Raw genomic sequence first — 17,082 nt, forward strand, 5'->3', positions numbered from 1 at the left:
GCGTAAATCGGATATTATCACCTAAGTATCTGTGTATATTAACTATTTTTGGAACTGCGTGGCGGCACCCGAGAGCGTCCGAGGTTTGTCCGATCACGGTGTCAGAGCATATCGTTGCCCGGCTGCTGCACCTGCTCCGCATGACAGCGCCATGGTGCTACCTCGCAGCTTCATCGATCCGCGTGATCGCCGAGATCATGGGCAGGGAAGAAGAGAGCGTGGCGAAGATCACCCGCTGCTACGTCGATCGGCAGACGGCCATGCGCACCGCCATTCGTCAGTTTAACGAGGCCAAACGGTGAGCAGGTTCTGCAAAACCGGCCCGACCTGAGAGATCTGGAAACTACCTGAAACGCCCGGTGAGCGGGCTGGAGCGGGTGAAGGGAATCGAACCCTCGTCTTAAGCTTGGGAAGCTTCTGCTCTACCATTGAGCTACACCCGCCCAAAGGTGCTTTCAAAGCACCGGGTGCGCCTTGTTTGCGGCAAATCTGGTGCGTCGTCAAGATAGCTCTCGCCGTGTGAAGCGGGCGAACGCGCGATGGCTTGCCGAAGAAGTGAATTGCACCGTAAACGTAGTGATTTCAGGTGGTTCCCGGCACCCCGGAACATCGCCAATGTAAATTTTCAACACCACAGCGGTTGAACTGCATCAATCTCCGCCTTATTGTGCCTTGTGCACATTATTTTACGCGCTTCGCACGGCTGGTTTTTATAAAAAATCTGGCCTCGCGGCGCTTTGCGCTGAACAATTATTTCTGGATTTCGCGATTCACGACTTTGTATACGATAGAACAACTGTAAGGGAGCTTATGCAAGCCAAGTTATCCGTCCGAAACGTCTTCAAGATTTTCGGTGATGCCCCCGAGGAGGCCCGCGCACGGCTGGAGCAGGGTGAGACGAAGGAGGCAATCTTTGAGGCTACCGGCTCGACCGTCGGCGTGCAAAACGCAAATTTCGATGTCGAGGAAGGTGAAATCTTCGTCGTCATGGGACTTTCAGGTTCGGGCAAGTCCACGCTCGTGCGCATGCTCAACGGCCTTATTAAGCCCACCTCCGGCGAAGTCCTGATTGATGACGAGGACATCGCCAGTTGCGACGCGGAGACGCTGCGGCGCATCAGGCGTTCGAAAATCACAATGGTCTTTCAGCATTTCGCGCTCTTTCCGCACTGGACCGTTGCCGAGAACGCGGCCTACGGGCTCAAGGTCAAGGGCGTCGGCGCGGCGGAGCGCCGCGAGCACGCGCTCAAGGCGCTCGGCCAGGTCGGTCTCACCGCTTGGGCGGACAGCAAGCCGTCCGAGCTTTCGGGCGGCATGCAGCAACGTGTCGGACTTGCACGCGGTCTTGCGACAGATGCACAAATCCTCCTGATGGACGAACCGTTCGGCGCGCTTGATCCGCTTATTCGCCGTGAGATGCAGGACGAACTGCTCGAACTGCAAAAGACACTCAAGAAGACCATTGTCTTCATCACGCACGACCTCAACGAGGCATTGCTCCTGGGCGACCGGATCGCAATCATGCAGGACGGCAAGTTTGTACAGGTCGGTACTGCACAAGAGATCGTCTCCGAGCCTGCCGACGATTACGTAGCCGCATTCGTCGCGGATATCGACCGTGGGCGGGTCTTTACCGCCGATACCGTCTTCAACAATCCCGAAGCGCTAGTCCTAGGCAAGGATACCGCGGAGGTTGCGATGCGGCGGATGGAAGACCTCAACCGCAACGCCCTCTATGTCCTCGATGGCAAGAAGGTCGCCGGCATCGTTACCTATCAGGATCTCGCCACCGCCACCCGCGAAAACGGATCGGACCAAGACCTCATCAAAAAGGTACTCATCACCGATTACCCGACCGCCGACAGCGCGCACCAGCTTGCCGACCTTTATAGTGCCGCGAGCGCCGGCCTGCCGATCGCGGTCATGGATGAAAAGGGCAGGCTGATCGGCATCGTCGAACCGGAATCGGTCTTTGCGCAGCTTTCGGGCGACGAAGAGAGCGAACCGGATAGCGACAAGCCTGCTGATCCCGCCATGCAGCACAAAGGGGACGCCAATGTTTAGTCCCGCCGATCTTTTGGTCATTCCGTTCGACGACTGGGTAAACACCTTCGTGCGCGGGTTTCTCGTCCCTAATTTCCGGGATTTTTTCCGCGCCGCTCAAGTCCCCATCACCACCACGCTCAATGGACTCGACGGTTTCTTCCAATGGGTCCCGATGCTCGTCACGACCGCGCTGTTTGCGCTCGCGGCGCTCAAATGGGCCGGTCGCGGCATAGCGATTTTCGCCATACTGGGCCTGTTTTTTATCGACATGATCGAACTCTGGCCCGAGACGATGACGACTCTGGCTATGATCATCACCGCTGTGCTCTTCTGCGCGGTGATCGGTGTACCGCTCGGCATTCTAGCGGCCCGCAGCAACAAGCTTTGGGCGGTTACGCGGCCAATCCTCGACATCATGCAGACGATCCCCTCCTTCGTCTATCTCGTCCCGATCGTAATGCTCTTCGGCGTGGGAACGACACCAGGGATCATTGCGACCATCATCTTCGCCCTCCCGCCCATCGTACGCCTTACGAATCTCGGCATCCGCAACGTGCGGGGCGATCTGATCGAGGCGGCGAACGCATTCGGGTCGACAGGCTGGCAGATGCTTTGGGACGTCCAGATTCCCCTGGCGCTGCGCACCATTATGGCGGGCCTCAACCAGACGCTGATGCTGGCGCTTTCGATGGTCGTGATCGCGGCCCTGATCGGGGCGGGCGGCCTTGGCCTCGTGGTTAACACCGGCCTGGGCCGGCTCGATGTCGGCGGTGCCACCGCCGGCGGCGTGGGCATCGTCATCCTCGCCATTATCCTCGACCGCATCACGCAGGGCATGGGCGAGGCCAATGACGTCAACACCGTTTCACTGCGTCAAACGCTGATGAACCTCTTTCGCCCGCAAGGCACAAAGTCCGAGGGCGATACCAAGAAGGCGGGTTGAGCCCGCCCCAAAAAGGCTGGAGCCGAAGGCCCCACGCCTTTCGCATGGCGGGTCCGATGCCCGTCCAAATTGTCGAAAATCAAAAAGGAGACGCGATCGTCATGTTCAGTCTCAAATCTTCCCTTGCAACGCTCGGCGTCGCCGCTCTCGTCGGCGCCGGCGCCCTAGTGCCAGCGACCGCCCAGGACATGCCAGGCGAAGGCACCACGGTCAATATGGCCCGGGCCACCTGGGACACCGGCTGGTTCCACGCCGAAATCTACCGGCAGTTGCTGCAGGAACTCGGCTACGACGTGCCGCAGATCACCACGCTCGACAACCCGCCTTTCTATCAGTCCGTCGCCCAGGGCGACATGGACCTGTGGGTCAACGGCTGGTTCCCTCTACACAACACTTATGAGGACACCTTCAGTCAGGGTGCTGAGATCGTCGGTGCCGTTGCTGTGGGTGGTGCGCTCGAAGGCTACCTCGTGGACGCTGCCGCAGTCGAAGAGTTCGGCATCGAAACGCTTGACGACTTCAAGCGCGACGAAGTGAAGGCTGCCTTCGACCGCAATGGCGACGGCAAGGCCGACCTCGTTGCCTGTCCTCCGGGCTGGGGCTGCGAGATCAATATCGAGCATCACCTCGACGCCTATGATCTGCGCGACCACATCAACCCGATCAAGGCGGGTTATTCCGCTTCGATGGCTGACGCTGTCGCAGCCTACCAGAACGGCGAACACATCCTGTTCTATACCTGGACTCCGAACTGGACGGTCAACGAGCTGGTCCCGGGTGAAGACGTGATGTGGATCGAGGTACCGGAAGTGAACCTGCCGGATATGAGCCTTGCCGATGCGGCGACGCTCGAAGGCGTGGAGGGCTGCGTTGCCGATCCGTGCACGCTGGGCTTCCCGGCCAACGACATCGTTCCGGTCGCCAACAGCGAATTCATCGACAACAACCCTGCTGTCGAAACGCTGCTGCAGACCGTATCCATCCCGCTCGGCGACATCTTTGCGCAGAACGCGGCAATGAATGCGGGCGATGATGACATCGAAGCCCAGGCTTCCGCCTGGATCGAGGAAAACCGCGGCACGGTCGACGGTTGGCTCGAAGAGGCCCGCGCGGCGGCTGCGATGTAAGCCAGGTTTGTCCGTATGAAGAACGAAGGCCGGGGTCCGCCCCGGCCTTTTCTTTTGCAGGCGCCCTACTTCGCGGCGCCCGGCAAGCCCTCGAATGGCTTGAAGTGCTTCGAGAGCTTGAGGCTCTGTGCCTGATAGTTCGAGCCCAGCGCGGAGCCGTAGAGCCGTTGCGGGCGCTCGGCCATTTTCTCATAGACGAGCCTGCCGATAGTCTGGCCGTGCCCGAGAAGGAAGGGCACTTCGCGGCTGCGTACCTCGAGGACGGCACGGCTACCCTCACCGCCGGCCTCGGTATGCCCGAAGCCCGGATCGAAAAAGCCGGCATAGTGCACGCGGAACTCTCCCACCAGCGGATCGAAGGGAACCATCTCGGCGGCGTAGTCGGGCGGCACGTGCACGCTTTCGCGCGAGACGAGAATATAGAACTCATCTGGGTCGAGGATCAGCTCGTTGTCGCCACGATTGTAGAGCGGCTCCCAGTAATCGAGCACGTCGAGCGCGTCCTTCTTGTCCACATCGACAACCGCCGTGTGGCGCTTGGAGCGGAAGCCGATCAGCCCTCCCCGGCCCTCCCCCATAAGATCGATCGAGAGCGAAACACCTTCCCCAACATCCATATTCGGATCGAAGACGAGCGTTTCCTTCTTGTGCACGGCCTTGTGCTGGGCGGCGGTCAGGCGGGAATTACCGGTGCGAAAGCGCATCTGGGAGAGCCGCGAGCCGGTGCGCACGAGTATCGGGAAGGTGCGCGGCGAAATTTCGAGATAAAGAGGCCCGTGGTACCCAGCCGGGACCATGTCGAAGCCACGGGCGTTATCGGCGATCACCCGCGTGAAGATATCGAGACGACCGGTCGAGCTTTTGGGGTTCGCGGCAGCGGCGACTTCGGGCGGCAGCGCCAGACTTTCGAGCAGCGGCACGATATAGACACAGCCGCGTTCGAGCACGGCGCCTTCCTTGAGGTCGATCTCGTGGAGCTTGAGGTTCTCCACTCGCTCGGCCACGGTCCGGTTGGGGCCGGGCAGGAAGCTCGAGCGCACGCGCAGCGCCTTTTCACCCAGACGCAGATCAAGGCTGGCTGGTTGGATCTGATCGGCGTCGAATTTCTTGCCCGAGGCAATGGCTCCGCTTTTGGCCAGATCCTTGATCATCCGGGCCGAAAAAATGCCCTGGGGCCACGTGCCGCTCATTTGGTGCTGCCTCCCGTGCAAGTCTGCGCTTTTGGCTTAGCAATCGCAGCGATTGACGCCAAGCCGGTTTTGGCAGTAAGTCAAAGGAGATTGCCGGAAACGGCTCTCAGGTGGTGATTTGGCCGGTCCGATTGCAGGCCACCTAAAATAAGACTGCTAAAGCGACCATCTGTACCGGCCGCACTTCGCGCGCCGGTTTTTTCGTATTCGAGGTATACCCATGTCCCGTTCCAGTAACCCGCTCTCTGACCCCCAAAAGCGCAAGGCGCAGACGATGCTGGTCCATGGTGGCATGGAGCGCAGCCAGCACGGAGAGACCTCCGAAGCCATCTTTTTCAATTCGGGCTTCGTTTACCCGACCTCCGCCGGTGCCGAGGCGCGGTTTAAGGGCGAGGAACCGGGGCATATCTATTCGCGCTTTTCCAACCCGACCGTCGAAATGTTCCAGCAGCGCATGGCGCTTCTCGAGGGCGCGGAGGCGGCGCGGGCCACGGCGACCGGCATGGCGGCGGTGACGACAGCCGTGATGGCGCAGGTACGCGCGGGCGATCATGCGGTCGCCGCGCGGGCGCTATTTGGCGGCTGCCGGTTCGTCATTGAGGACTACCTGCCGCGTTGGGGTGTTGAGACCACGCTTGTCGACGGCCGTGACCCCGCAAACTTCGAAAAGGCGATGCGGCCCAACACCAAGGTCGTGTTCGTTGAAACACCGACCAACCCGACACTTGAACTCGTCGATATCGAAGCTGTCGCAAAGATCGCACACGCGCATGGTGCCCTGCTCATCGTCGACAACGTCTTTGCCACTGCGATCTGGCAAAAGCCCCTGGAGTTGGGCGCCGATATCGTCACCTATTCGGCGACCAAGCATATCGACGGCCAGGGGCGCGCGATGGGCGGTATCATCCTGGGGTCGAAAGAGCTGATCGAAGCGGATATCCACACCATCATCCGGCAGACTGGCCCCTCCATCAGCCCATTCAACGCCTGGGTGATGCTTAAGGGCCTCGAAACGCTGCCGCTGCGCGTCAAGGCGATGACCGAGAGCGCAGCGAAGATCGCCGATTTCCTCGCCGATCATCCCAAGGTCGAAACGATGAACTATCCGCACCACAAGAGCCATCCTCAGTATGAGCTCGCCAAACAGCAGATGGGTGCGGGTTCGACGCTGGTCGCGTTCTCGGTCAAAGGTGGCAAGGACGCTGCGTTCAAGGTTGCAGATGCGCTGGCGGTGATTGCTATCTCCAACAATCTTGGAGACGCCAAGTCCATCATCTCGCACCCGGCGACGACCACCCATCAGCGGTTCTCGGATGAGAACAAACTGGAGATGGGGATCACGGAGGGTTTGCTACGGCTGTCGGTAGGTCTCGAGGATGCCGAGGATCTTATCGCCGATCTGGCGTTCGCGCTGGATCAAGTCTAGGGTCGCAATCCGACAGATCCGCGAACCGGGTAGGGCATGGATTTCCGCACTATTTTTTCGGCGATCGGCGCCCTGACAGCGGCTCTCGGCATCTCCATGCTGCTGCCTGCGCTTGCGGATTTCGTCTACGGCAATGACGACTGGTTGATCTTTCTCACCTCGTCGCTCATTACGACGATTTTCGGTGCCGGCCTGTGGGCCTCCTCGACCGGCGGCACGTCGGAATTGAGCCTGCGTCAGGCTTTCCTGATGACGACGCTCATCTGGGTGGTTCTGACGACCTTCGGCGCACTGCCGATCTACCTGTCGAACCTGCGTCTGAGCTTCGCCGACGCCATGTTCGAAGCGATGTCGGGGATAACGACGACCGGCGCCACTGTGATCACCACGCTCGATACCGCGCCACCGGGCATCCTCCTATGGCGCAGCCTGTTACAGTGGTTCGGTGGGCTTGGCGTGGTCGTTATGGCCATCGCGGTTCTCCCCATGCTGCGCGTGGGTGGCATGCAAATGTTCCGGGCCGAAGCCTTCGAAACGCCTGACAAGATCCTCCCGCAAGCGGCTCAGATCGCCTCGGCGATGACAGTCATCTACGTGCTGCTCACATTTGCCTGTGCAGTCTGTTACTGGGTTGCGGGCATGTCGGCGTTCGACGCCGTGGCGCACGCGCTGACGACGCTGGCGACAGGCGGATTTTCAACGCGCGACGCTTCGCTCGGCGCGTTCGAGCAACCCGGGATTCACTATGTGGCAACGGTCTTCATGATCCTGGGGGCCCTGCCGTTTGTGCTTTATCTCAGCGCGTTGCAGGGAAGCGTCGTTCAGCTTTTCCGGGATTCGCAAGTGCGGCTGTTCATGTTTCTTTTGGCAGGCATCACGCTGCTTGCCGTCATGATCCAGATCCTGGGCGAGCACCATTCTGGCGAACTTGCCTTCCGCCAGGCCGCATTCTCCGCAGTTTCCATTATGACCGGGACGGGTTTCGGAATTGTGGACTATGGCGCGTGGGGGCCGCTTTCAATGGCGCTTTTTTTTGTTGTCATGTTCATCGGTGGGTGTACCGGCTCAACTTCGTGCGGGATCAAGGTTTTCCGGTTTCAAGTGCTTGCGCGTGACCTCTACCAGCACGTGCGGCAGATCGTTTTTCCATCGATAATTTATGTGAAGCGCTACAACAACCGTCCGCTGCCGGACGACGTCTCGACCTCCGTGCAGAGCTTCGTCTTCATCTATTTCGCGAGTTTTCTGATCCTTGCCGTGCTCCTCTCGCTGAGCGGAATGGCTCCGCTCGAGGCACTCAGCGGCAGCGCGACGGCCATGGCCAATGTTGGCCCGGGCCTGGGTGAAATCGGGCCTGCGGGGAATTTCGCCAGTCTCAGCGATACCTCGAAATGGCTCTTGACCATCGGCATGTTGGTCGGTCGGCTTGAAGTACTCGTTGTCCTCGTCCTGTTCACGCCGCGGTTCTGGCGAGCCTGATTATTCCGCGGACGCTTTTGGCGGGTCGTCTTGCTGACGGCCCGCCAGCTAGCCGATATACGGCGTATCGTACTGCCACCAGATCCAGACGGCATGGCCGGCTAGGACCAGACCGACAAGCGCTTTGTGGAATGCTTCCGAGCGCACGACAATCGCCACGAGACAGGCCGCGATCATGACGAAATTACGGATGGGATACTCGCTACCGAGCCAGTCGAAATAGTCTTGACCCTTGATCGCAGTGTCGATGAAATCGATGGCATAGGTGAAAGCAAGAATGCCGAAAAACCATTTGCGGCGGGAATAGAAATAGTCCTTGAACCCCGCATAGTCGCGCAACTCGTCCGGGAACAAAAGCGCGCCGAGGAAAAAGAAGACGCTCGCATAAAAGACCAGAAAGCCGTAGATGGCGAAATTCCAGTCCGTGATGCGAACCAATTCGATTTCCCACCACCAGAAGCTCACAACTGTAAGCAAGACGTGGGCGACCCAGCCGATATGGACCCAATAAACCTTGTCGCGCGACGGGTGTTGCACGAAGCGCGCCAGCCCGGCGAGCAGGCGCGCAATCGACAGCCCGAGCACCATGCCGATGATCGTGCGCACAAAAATGAAGAGTTCGGGATTGATATCCTGCCCCATGCCCCTGCCCCGCCGCTCGAAGACAGATTATGGGCATGACGGCAGGTTTGAAAGGGGCTTCGTCGGCCGCTCAGAATTGATTGGGATTGAAGCTGTAGTGGGTCGAGCAGAATTCGCACACTACCTCGATCTCACCATCGACGACCATGTCTTCGCGCTCTTCGGGCGTGAAGTCGTTGATCATCTGTTCAACGCGTTCGGCCGAGCAGGTACAGCGCTCGACAAGAATCTGCGGCTCGAACACGCGCACACCGGTCTCGTGGTAGAGCCGGAACAACAGCCGCTCTGACGAAAGCTCGGGATCGGCCAATTCGGCGTCCGAAAGCGTGTCGAGCAGCGCCTTGGCCTCGGTCCAGTGATCATCCTCGACGAAGTTGGGGTCCGCTGTCGCTTCGTTCTCGAAATCGCCGTCGCCCGGCAGGTCCGGCATGGTCTGGCCGCCGTGCTCGGGCAGGTGCTGAAGCAGCACGCCGCCGGCACGCCAGCTTGGACGCGGCTGGCCGCGCTCGGAATATTCGGCAACCGCGAGCCGCACCCGTGTGGGAATTTGCTCGGACTGCTGAAAGTAGGTATGCGCCACCTCCTCGAGCCCTTCCCCCTCGAGCGCGACGATGCCCTGGTAGCGGTCCATGTGGACACCCTGATCGACGGTCAGCGCGAGAATGCCCTTGCCCAGAAGATCCTCCGGTTTGGTCTTGCCCTCGGCGACCTGCGCGTCGAGTTGATCCTGATCGAAGCGCGCATAGGCGCGCAGGCCATCCGGCGTGTCGTAATCGACAACGAGAAGGCTCACAGGTCCGTCGGTTCGCGACTGCAGGATGAACCGGCCCTCGAATTTGAGCGATGTCCCGATCAGCGCGGTCAGCGTGATCGCTTCGCCCAGAAGCCGGGCCACGGGCTCGGGGTAACCGTGGCGATTGATGATCACATCCAGCGCATCGCCCAGCCGCACAACGCGCCCGCGGCTGTCAAGGCTGTCGAGCGTGAATGGCACGACAACGTCATCACCGCTTTCGGGCCTGTCGAGCCCAAACTGTTCGAGAGAGGTCTCGCTCATGGCGGTTCCTTATAGCGTTTCGATTCCGAAGGCCCAGCACAAGATGGCCTTCTGGACGTGAAGCCTGTTTTCGGCTTCATCAAAAACAACCGACTGCGGCCCGTCGATCACCTCGTCGGTGACCTCGTCGCCCCTGTGGGCAGGCAGACAGTGCATGAAGAGCGCGTCGGATTTGGCGTTGGCGAACAATCTGGTGTTGACTTGGAAGGGTTTCAAGATGCGGCGGCGCTCGCCCTCGTCGGTATCACCCATCGAAACCCAGGTGTCGGTAATCACAAGATCGGCACCGGCCATCGCCGCGACCGGGTCCGTGCCCAGCGTCACGGAGGCGCCGACCTCCGCGATGTCGGACAACAACCCCTGGTCGGGCCAGTATTCCTTGGGACAGGCAATTGCCAGCGAGGATCCAAACTTGGCGGTCGCGTGCACCCAGGAGGCCAGCACGTTGTTGCTGTCACCGATCCAGGCGACCTTCTTGCCCTTGAGCGAGCCCCTATGCTCCTCATAGGTCATGATATCCGCCATCACCTGGCAGGGATGCGAGCGGCGCGTCAGCCCATTGACGACCGGGATCGAAGACGCGCCGGCAAGGTCGAGCAAATCGTCATGGCTCAGTATGCGGATCATGATCGCATCGACATAGCGGCTCATCACGCGCGCCGTATCCTCGATTGTCTCTTCGCGCGCGAGCTGCATTTCCTGGCCGGTCAGCATCAACGTCTGGCCACCGAGCTGCCGCATGCCGACGTCGAATGAGACTCGTGTGCGCGTGGATTGGCGCTCGAAGATCATCGCGAGCACCTTGTCCTGCAAAAGCGCGGGGCGTTCGCCATCCTTGAGCTTCGCCTTGAGCGCGTGCGCGAAATCGAGAATGCCCCGCAGCGTTTCGGCGGGCATATCCTTGAGATCGAGAAAATGTCTGGGCTGTCCCGTCATGATGACTGGTCCTGAAAAATGGGGATGTAAAAAAGAGTGCCTATTGCGCGGCGTTTGCCGTTTCGGCGTCGAGCTCGTCGAAGGCGCTGGAGACCATCGCCATCGCCTCTTCGATATGCTCTTTTTCGACGATGAGCGGCGGCAGGAAGCGCAGAACGTTATCGCTGGCTGCTGCCGCAAGCAGCTTGTGCTTTCGCAGCCGCGCGACGAAATCGCGGACCGGCGGCGTGATCTTGACCCCCGCGAGAAGTCCCTTGCCGCGCACCTCGGTGACGTATTGCGGGTATTTCTGCGCGAGCTGTTGGAGATGCCAGGCGAGCACTTTGCCCATCTCCTCGACATGTTCGATAAAGCCGGGGCTCTCGATACGGTCGAGCACCGCGTTGCCGACCGCGCAGGCGAGCGGATTGCCGCCATAGGTCGAACCGTGCGTGCCCGGCACCATGCATTTGGCGACCTCTTGGGTTGCAAGGCACGCACCCAGCGGAAAGCCTCCACCGATGGCTTTGGCGACAGCCATGATGTCCGGCGTAACGCCCGCCCATTCATGGGCAAAGAACTTCCCCGTACGACCATAGCCGCACTGGATCTCATCGAAGATCAAGAGCATGCCGTGCTTGTCGCACAATGCCCGGAGGCCCTTGAGGAAAGCATCCGGCATGGCGGTCACCCCACCCTCGCCCTGCACCGGTTCGATGAGGATCGCGCAGGTCTTGTCGTCAACGAGTGCCTCGACGGTGGCAAGATCGCCCGGAGCCGTATGCTTGAAACCGGGAACCGCCGGGCCGAAACCTTCAGTATAGCTGGGATTGCCACCCGCCGCGATGGTCGCCATCGTGCGGCCGTGGAACGACCCGGTAAAGGCAATGATCTCGAAGCGATCGGGCTCGCCCTTGTCGTAGAAATAGCGCCGCGCGGTCTTGATCGCACATTCCATCGCCTCGGCGCCCGAATTGGTGAAGAACACCGCATCCGCGAAGGTTGATGCTACGAGACGCTCGGCGAGCTTTTCCTGCTCGGGAATACGGAAAATATTAGAGACGTGCCAGACCTTGTCGGCCTGCGCCTTGAGCGCGGCGACGACGTGCGGGTCGCCATGGCCCAGCGCGTTGACCGCGATGCCCGAGTTGAAATCGAGGTAGCCCGTCCCGTCGCTCGTGAACAATCGCACGCCCTCGCCCCGCTCGAAAGCGAGTTCGGACCGGGCATACGTGCCATAGAGCGCAGACATGGGATGAGAACCTTTTTGCTGTTGGGGTTTACTCAGAAATAAATGCTTCAGATTGCGCCGGGATTTTTGTTCCTGGCGGTGTTGATGTCAGCCGGGAATATCGAGACATTTCCGGCTGACAGCAACACCGCCAAGGGCGAAAAGACCAAGCAAGATGACGTAGTTATTTCTGAGCAAACCCTTAGTCTCGAAGTGCAGGAAAGGCCCGTTCGGGCCCAAACGAAAAACGCGCACCCTTATCTGGCGCCGTCCCGCTGCAATTCTCTTGCGTTTTGCGGAACCGCCCAGCGTTCAGGTACGCCGTCTTCGTCTTGCTTATGCTGTCAGCAGGGCAAAAAGTCAATGTCGGCGCCCGGGATGCGGGCGTTTTGGAGCGCGCGGCCACAAGCCTGACTCATCGGCGCCACAATCGAGGTCTAGCACGTCCCCGTCGCGCGCTGTGGACCGCGTGCAACAGCGATGGCTTCTTTCCGGCGACACATTCGTTTTGGGTGGGATAAACGGGGGAAACTCGGATCGCTCACTTGAAACCGATTTCGCCGCCTGTGTAGGATGAGGCCATTGGGAACACGACATCTCGTGTGGCGGACCCCATCATCATACGACACATTGTGTTTTTGCCGCTGGTGGCTATTGGCGGTGCGGGAACGGACTCTATAAAAGCGAATTGCGGTGGAGCTAAACCATGACCTGGACGGACGAGCGCGTTGCGCTGCTCAAGAAGCTCTGGATGGAAGGGCTGAGCGCGAGCCAGATCGCTGGCGAGCTGGGCAATGGCGTGACGCGGAATGCGGTGATCGGCAAGGTGCACCGGCTTAAGCTTTCAGCGCGTGCCAAGCCGACTAACGTCGCTCCGCGCGCCAAGACGTCGCGCCCGAGCGCACCACGCCGCCCGTCGTCGGGCGGATCGGGCGGCAGTGCGAGCCGTGGCGGCGGGTCGAGCACGACCTACGCGGCAAGCCAGCGTCGCACCACGTCCGCTCCAATGGTCGGTGCGACGGCGCTCAAGATGGAAGAAACCCTTGAGGTCGAAGTCGAGGTTCAGAACAAGGTTGCTGAACTCGTTATTCCACCCGAAGAGCGCATCTCGCTCCTTGAGCTGTCGGAAAAGACCTGCAAGTGGCCGATCGGTGACCCCATGAATTCGGATTTCCACTTCTGCGGACGCGAGTCCGATGAGGGTAAGCCTTATTGCGATTTCCATTCGCGGCGCGCCTATCACCAGATCGACCGCAAGAAGCGCTAGGCATTCCTCCCGGCGAACCTGACCCCGGCTATTTCGCCGGGGTTTTTTCTGTATCCTCTTTTTGGCTAGCCTTCGGCCGAACATCAGCCCGGATCCCACGCCATGCCGCCCATGATCGTTTCCCTTCTTCTGGTTGCAGTCGGGGGGGCAGTGGGTGGGTTATTGCGCTATTGGATCTCACGCCGCGTCACTGACCGGCTGGGGCATGCAGTCTGGGGCATCCTGACCGTCAATGCCACCGGAGCACTGGCCATCGGGCTTGTCGCCGGACTGACACTTGATGCTGCAACGCTGGAAACGGCTGGGCAGCCGCATTGGACCCTTCTGGCGACTGGCATTCTCGGCAGCTACACGACGGTCTCATCCTTCGCACTCCAAACGCTTGAGCTAGCAGGCACCAGACACTATCACCGCGCCTTGCGATACATTGCGGCGTCTTTGACTGCGTGCATAGCAGGAGCGGCGCTGGGGCTTTGGCTGGGGTGGACGCTGTGAGGGCGGCGGCGCGGATTTCGCTTGCAATCGCAGGTGGGAGTGCGGTCGGCGCGGTATGCCGTGCGCTGATTTCGTTGGCATTTCCGGTTTCGTTTGGCGCCGGCCTGCCCTGGGCAACGCTCATCGCCAACGGGCTCGGCTCGTTTTTGATCGGACTTATCGCTGCCGTTGGCGCGCCATCAGGACGCTGGCCGCTCCGTGCGGTCGGACGGCACCTGTGGATGACGGGGTTCTGTGGCGGGTTCACGACCTTCTCGGTCTTCAGTCTCGAGGCGGTTGCGCTGGTGCACACGGGGGCTGCGGGAATGGCACTTGGCTATGCGGCACTGTCACTCGGTGTTTGGCTGGGAGCGGTATGGCTGGGGGCCGAGGCCGGTACGATGGTCAATCGGCGCATCGACAGGCGGTGAAAGAGCCCAAATCCGGCCTCCGTGCCACGCCCTCGTGGTTCGAGGCGAGGCTTTGCCTCGCACCTCACCATGAGGGCCACTGGGATTGCGGCGCTCTATATAAGTAGCCGTCATGGTGAGGTACCCCCTTGCCCGAAAGCACCCGTCCACCAGTAGCCCCTTATCCTGAGGTGCCCGCGTGAGCGGGCCTCGAAGGGCCGAGGGGCGTGGCACGACGCAGGCAGCATCGCACAAGTGCACTCACAAACTTATCCCCGCCCCCGAAACGTCAAGTATGATGCTTTCCACGGACCCGCTTTTGATGGGCGCAGGCGCAACGAACGTTTGGGCGGGACCGGTCCGGGTCCGATGGGAGTCGTCCCAGCGGAGGCCCAAACGTCACCGTGGCCAGCCACAGCGATCCTGTGGTCACCGGGGAAACCTGGCGGGGATTGGCCCCAGCCCGAGCGGACGCCAAGCCAAAAATCCCGGGCGTATGCGGCGAGGCTCGTCTCGCACTTTAATAATCAGTATGAGGCGCGTCTCGCCGCATACCGTCCACGCTATTTGAAACCGGGGCTCGAGGGTCGCCGGACGAACAGGTGCGCCCTCAGGGCGTTACGAACTTCTCATCGAACGCATACCCCGCGCCGCGTACGGTGCGGATCGGGTCTTTCGCCCGGCCACGGTTGATAGCCTTGCGTAAGCGCCCGACGTGAACGTCCACCGTCCGCTCATCGACATAGACATCCGTGCCCCACACACCATCGAGCAGCTGCTCACGCGAATAAACACGCCCTGGATTGCCCATCAGGTATTCGAGCAGCCGGTATTCGGTTGGCCCGAGATGGACTTCTTTGCCCGAACGCCGCACACGGTGTGTGGTACGGTCGAGTTCGATATCCCCGGCCTTCAAAATCGCCGCGATCAATTGCGGGTTGGAGCGGCGCAGCAGTGCGTTTATGCGCGCCATCAGTTCAGGGAGCGAGAACGGCTTGACCACATAGTCGTCAGCCCCAGTCGCGAGCCCGCGCACGCGCTCTTCTTCTTCCCCGCGCGCGGTGAGCATGATGATCGGCACCCGTGCGGTTTCCTCGCGGGCGCGCAAGCGGCGGCAGATCTCGATACCCGAGGTGCCCGGAAGCATCCAGTCGAGCAAGATCAGGTCCGGACGGTTCTCGGCAACCCGCAGCATCGCCTCTTCGGAATCTTCAGCGGTCGAGACCGCGAAATTCTCAGCCTCGAGATTGTAGCGCAGCAACTCGACGAGATCGGTCTCGTCCTCGACGACCAATATATGCGGTATCATGACTAGCTCTTGATCTGCTCGCGCTTGATATCCTCGATATCCGAGGTCAGCGTATTGCCTGTGGCCATGAAATAGGCCTGCTCGGCAATGTTGGTGGCATGGTCACCGACCCGCTCGAGATTCTTGCCACAGAACAGAAGATTCGTGCACATGGTAATGTTACGCGGATCTTCCATCATATAGGTCAGAAGTTCGCGGAAGAGCGAGACATAGAGCGCGTCCACTTCGGTATCGCGCTCGACAACCTCGACGGCCATATCCTTGTCTTTGGATGCAAACGCATCGAGAGCAAGCTTGACCTGACGTAGCGCCAGATCCGCCATGTGGCGCATGCCGTTCTTGAACTGGGTCGAAGCGGCGAGTCCGTCAATTTCGGTTGAACGGCGAGCCGTGGATTTGGCCATATCGCCAATACGTTCAAGATCGTTGGCGACGTGGATCGAGGCGATCACTAACCTCAGGTCCGACGCCATGGGCTGGCGGCGGGCGATGATCGAAACGGCCATCTCGTCGATCTCTTTTTGCATCGCATCCACCTTCTTGTCGGCGGCGACGGTGGCGAGCGCAAGTTCGGCGTCGTTCCGCACCAGCGCGTCGGCGGCATTGGCGATGGCTTTTTCGACGAGGCCGCCCATCTCGGAGATCGAGCGGGCCAGTTCGGTCAGTTCGTCCTCGTAAGAGGCGACGATGTGTTCGTTGGTCGGCATGTTGAGAGCGCTCCTACCCGATACGGCCCGTGATGTAGTCCTGGGTTTTCTTGTCCTTGGGATTGGTGAAGATCCCTTCGGTCGGCCCTTCCTCGATCAGCTTGCCCAGGTGAAAGAACGCGGTTTTCTGCGAGACGCGCGCGGCCTGCTGCATCGAGTGGGTGACGATGACGATGGTGTAGTTCTCGCGCAATTCATCGATCAACTCTTCGATCACCGCAGTTGCGATGGGGTCGAGCGCCGAGCACGGCTCGTCCATCAGAATGACTTCGGGGCCGACGGCGATGGCGCGCGCGATGCACAAACGCTGCTGCTGGCCCCCCGAAAGCCCGGTGCCAGGCGAGTGAAGGCGATCCTTGACCTCGTTGAAAAGCCCCGCCTTCTGCAGCGAGGAGACAACGATTTCCTCGAGGTCGGTCTTGTTGCGCACGAGCCCGTGGATCTTGGGGCCGTAGGCGATATTCTCGAAAATCGATTTGGGGAACGGGTTGGGCTTTTGAAAGACCATCCCGATCCGCGCACGCAGTTCGACGACGTCAAGGCTCGAATCGTAAAGGTTCTGACCATCGAGGGAGATATCGCCGACAACCCTGCAGCCATCGATGGTGTCATTCATCCGGTTGATGCAGCGCAAGAAGGTCGACTTGCCGCACCCCGAAGGACCGATGAAGGCGCTGACCGCCTTTTCGGGGATATCGATCGAAACGTTAAAAAGCGCCTGCTTTTCTCCATAGAAGACGCTGACGTCCTGGGCACGCAGCTTGACCGAGCGCTCGATTTCGTCGGGCGTGCGGATCGTCTCGAACTTTTGCATTTCAGCCGAACTGGCGGGAGCAGCGGTGGCCATGGGAATACGTCC

At 60.3% G+C, this 17,082-nt stretch carries 17 protein-coding genes, 1 tRNA gene and 1 riboswitch; of the genes, 9 read left to right on the plus strand and 9 right to left on the minus strand.

Annotated features, from left to right (window positions below):
* The first annotated feature begins 98 nt into the window (after positions 1-98).
* Entirely contained in the window at positions 99-302 is a 204-nt protein-coding gene (locus LG281_RS08865; protein WP_404406422.1) for a hypothetical protein, read from the plus strand.
* A 67-nt stretch (positions 303-369) separates the two neighbouring features.
* Here LG281_RS08865 and LG281_RS08870 read toward each other — a convergent pair.
* Positions 370-443 (minus strand) — tRNA-Gly (locus LG281_RS08870).
* 367 nt (positions 444-810) lie between these two features.
* On the opposite strand from LG281_RS08870, the gene LG281_RS08875 reads away from it, so the two are divergent.
* The 3 genes from LG281_RS08875 to proX all read left to right on the plus strand — a co-directional run bounded on the left by LG281_RS08875 (position 811) and on the right by proX (position 4,116).
* Positions 811-2,064 (plus strand): glycine betaine/L-proline ABC transporter ATP-binding protein, encoded by a 1,254-nt coding sequence (locus LG281_RS08875; RefSeq protein WP_404406424.1) that lies wholly within the window; start codon positions 811-813, stop codon positions 2,062-2,064.
* Positions 2,057-2,989: an ABC transporter permease gene (locus LG281_RS08880; RefSeq protein ID WP_404406426.1), complete on the plus strand. Its 933-nt coding sequence runs from the start codon at positions 2,057-2,059 to the stop codon at positions 2,987-2,989. The genes LG281_RS08875 and LG281_RS08880 overlap by 8 nt, the downstream gene beginning before the upstream one ends.
* 101 nt (positions 2,990-3,090) lie before the next feature.
* The gene (gene proX, locus LG281_RS08885) at positions 3,091-4,116 is read left to right on the plus strand and encodes a glycine betaine/L-proline ABC transporter substrate-binding protein ProX (protein WP_404406428.1); all 1,026 of its coding nucleotides are present in this window, start codon (positions 3,091-3,093) and stop codon (positions 4,114-4,116) included.
* 65 nt (positions 4,117-4,181) lie between these two features.
* On the opposite strand, the gene LG281_RS08890 is transcribed toward proX, so the two are convergent.
* Entirely contained in the window at positions 4,182-5,306 is a 1,125-nt protein-coding gene (locus LG281_RS08890) for a 2'-deoxycytidine 5'-triphosphate deaminase (RefSeq protein WP_404406430.1), read from the minus strand.
* Positions 5,307-5,406: 100 nt separating this feature from the next.
* A riboswitch (SAM riboswitch) is annotated at positions 5,407-5,487 on the plus strand.
* A 39-nt stretch (positions 5,488-5,526) separates the two neighbouring features.
* On the opposite strand from LG281_RS08890, the gene metZ reads away from it, so the two are divergent.
* The gene (metZ, locus tag LG281_RS08895) at positions 5,527-6,732 is read left to right on the plus strand and encodes an O-succinylhomoserine sulfhydrylase (RefSeq protein WP_404406432.1); all 1,206 of its coding nucleotides are present in this window, start codon (positions 5,527-5,529) and stop codon (positions 6,730-6,732) included.
* 36 nt (positions 6,733-6,768) lie between these two features.
* Positions 6,769-8,211, plus strand: coding sequence for a TrkH family potassium uptake protein (locus LG281_RS08900; protein ID WP_404406434.1), 1,443 nt, complete (start codon positions 6,769-6,771; stop codon positions 8,209-8,211).
* A gap of 48 nt (positions 8,212-8,259) precedes the next feature.
* Here LG281_RS08900 and LG281_RS08905 read toward each other — a convergent pair whose 3' ends face one another.
* The 4 genes from LG281_RS08905 to LG281_RS08920 all read right to left on the minus strand — a co-directional run bounded on the left by LG281_RS08905 (position 8,260) and on the right by LG281_RS08920 (position 12,077).
* A complete protein-coding gene (locus tag LG281_RS08905; protein WP_404406436.1) occupies positions 8,260-8,853 on the minus strand; it encodes a hypothetical protein in 594 nt (197 codons plus the stop codon).
* Between the two features lie 70 nt (positions 8,854-8,923).
* On the minus strand, positions 8,924-9,910 hold the full coding sequence (locus tag LG281_RS08910) for an Hsp33 family molecular chaperone (protein WP_404406438.1): 987 nt from the start codon (positions 9,908-9,910) through the stop codon (positions 8,924-8,926).
* Positions 9,911-9,919: 9 nt separating this feature from the next.
* The gene (argF, locus tag LG281_RS08915) at positions 9,920-10,846 is read right to left on the minus strand and encodes an ornithine carbamoyltransferase (protein ID WP_404406440.1); all 927 of its coding nucleotides are present in this window, start codon (positions 10,844-10,846) and stop codon (positions 9,920-9,922) included.
* Between the two features lie 40 nt (positions 10,847-10,886).
* Positions 10,887-12,077: an aspartate aminotransferase family protein gene (locus LG281_RS08920; protein WP_404406442.1), complete on the minus strand. Its 1,191-nt coding sequence runs from the start codon at positions 12,075-12,077 to the stop codon at positions 10,887-10,889.
* A 685-nt stretch (positions 12,078-12,762) separates the two neighbouring features.
* Between LG281_RS08920 and LG281_RS08925 the strand changes: the two genes are divergently transcribed.
* From LG281_RS08925 to LG281_RS08935, 3 genes are all read left to right on the plus strand, one after another.
* On the plus strand, positions 12,763-13,323 hold the full coding sequence (locus tag LG281_RS08925) for a GcrA family cell cycle regulator (RefSeq protein ID WP_404406444.1): 561 nt from the start codon (positions 12,763-12,765) through the stop codon (positions 13,321-13,323).
* Between the two features lie 102 nt (positions 13,324-13,425).
* Complete coding sequence (locus tag LG281_RS08930; RefSeq protein ID WP_404406446.1) at positions 13,426-13,818, plus strand: fluoride efflux transporter FluC; 393 nt, start codon at positions 13,426-13,428, stop codon at positions 13,816-13,818.
* Positions 13,806-14,228 (plus strand): fluoride efflux transporter FluC, encoded by a 423-nt coding sequence (locus tag LG281_RS08935; protein ID WP_404406679.1) that lies wholly within the window; start codon positions 13,806-13,808, stop codon positions 14,226-14,228. Before LG281_RS08930 ends, LG281_RS08935 begins: the two co-directional genes overlap by 13 nt.
* A gap of 589 nt (positions 14,229-14,817) precedes the next feature.
* On the opposite strand, the gene phoB is transcribed toward LG281_RS08935, so the two are convergent.
* Genes phoB through pstB form a run of 3 tightly spaced genes read right to left on the minus strand, consistent with a single transcriptional unit; the run spans position 14,818 to position 17,076 of the window.
* Positions 14,818-15,516 (minus strand): phosphate regulon transcriptional regulator PhoB, encoded by a 699-nt coding sequence (gene phoB / locus LG281_RS08940; protein WP_404406448.1) that lies wholly within the window; start codon positions 15,514-15,516, stop codon positions 14,818-14,820.
* A gap of 2 nt (positions 15,517-15,518) precedes the next feature.
* On the minus strand, positions 15,519-16,223 hold the full coding sequence (phoU, locus tag LG281_RS08945) for a phosphate signaling complex protein PhoU (RefSeq protein WP_404406450.1): 705 nt from the start codon (positions 16,221-16,223) through the stop codon (positions 15,519-15,521).
* 13 nt (positions 16,224-16,236) lie between these two features.
* Positions 16,237-17,076, minus strand: a complete 840-nt coding sequence (pstB, locus tag LG281_RS08950) for a phosphate ABC transporter ATP-binding protein PstB (RefSeq protein ID WP_404406681.1) — start codon at positions 17,074-17,076, stop codon at positions 16,237-16,239.
* Positions 17,077-17,082 lie beyond the last annotated feature (6 nt).

Origin of the sequence: Pelagibacterium halotolerans (assembly GCF_044811015.1) — a bacterium.
Lineage (GTDB): Bacteria > Pseudomonadota > Alphaproteobacteria > Rhizobiales > Devosiaceae > Pelagibacterium > Pelagibacterium halotolerans_A.

What these genes read in the sequence shown, in the direction of transcription:
- LG281_RS08875 (WP_404406424.1), top strand. Translation starts at nt 811, where the DNA reads ATGCAAGCCAAGTTATCCGTCCGAAACGTCTTCAAGATTTTCGGTGAT.
- LG281_RS08880 (WP_404406426.1), top strand. Translation starts at nt 2,057, where the DNA reads ATGTTTAGTCCCGCCGATCTTTTGGTCATTCCGTTCGACGACTGGGTA.
- proX (WP_404406428.1), top strand. Translation starts at nt 3,091, where the DNA reads ATGTTCAGTCTCAAATCTTCCCTTGCAACGCTCGGCGTCGCCGCTCTC.
- LG281_RS08890 (WP_404406430.1), bottom strand. Translation starts at nt 5,306, where the DNA reads ATGAGCGGCACGTGGCCCCAGGGCATTTTTTCGGCCCGGATGATCAAG.
- metZ (WP_404406432.1), top strand. Translation starts at nt 5,527, where the DNA reads ATGTCCCGTTCCAGTAACCCGCTCTCTGACCCCCAAAAGCGCAAGGCG.
- LG281_RS08900 (WP_404406434.1), top strand. Translation starts at nt 6,769, where the DNA reads ATGGATTTCCGCACTATTTTTTCGGCGATCGGCGCCCTGACAGCGGCT.
- LG281_RS08905 (WP_404406436.1), bottom strand. Translation starts at nt 8,853, where the DNA reads ATGGGGCAGGATATCAATCCCGAACTCTTCATTTTTGTGCGCACGATC.
- LG281_RS08910 (WP_404406438.1), bottom strand. Translation starts at nt 9,910, where the DNA reads ATGAGCGAGACCTCTCTCGAACAGTTTGGGCTCGACAGGCCCGAAAGC.
- argF (WP_404406440.1), bottom strand. Translation starts at nt 10,846, where the DNA reads ATGACGGGACAGCCCAGACATTTTCTCGATCTCAAGGATATGCCCGCC.
- LG281_RS08920 (WP_404406442.1), bottom strand. Translation starts at nt 12,077, where the DNA reads ATGTCTGCGCTCTATGGCACGTATGCCCGGTCCGAACTCGCTTTCGAG.
- LG281_RS08925 (WP_404406444.1), top strand. Translation starts at nt 12,763, where the DNA reads ATGACCTGGACGGACGAGCGCGTTGCGCTGCTCAAGAAGCTCTGGATG.
- LG281_RS08930 (WP_404406446.1), top strand. Translation starts at nt 13,426, where the DNA reads ATGCCGCCCATGATCGTTTCCCTTCTTCTGGTTGCAGTCGGGGGGGCA.
- phoB (WP_404406448.1), bottom strand. Translation starts at nt 15,516, where the DNA reads ATGATACCGCATATATTGGTCGTCGAGGACGAGACCGATCTCGTCGAG.
- phoU (WP_404406450.1), bottom strand. Translation starts at nt 16,223, where the DNA reads ATGCCGACCAACGAACACATCGTCGCCTCTTACGAGGACGAACTGACC.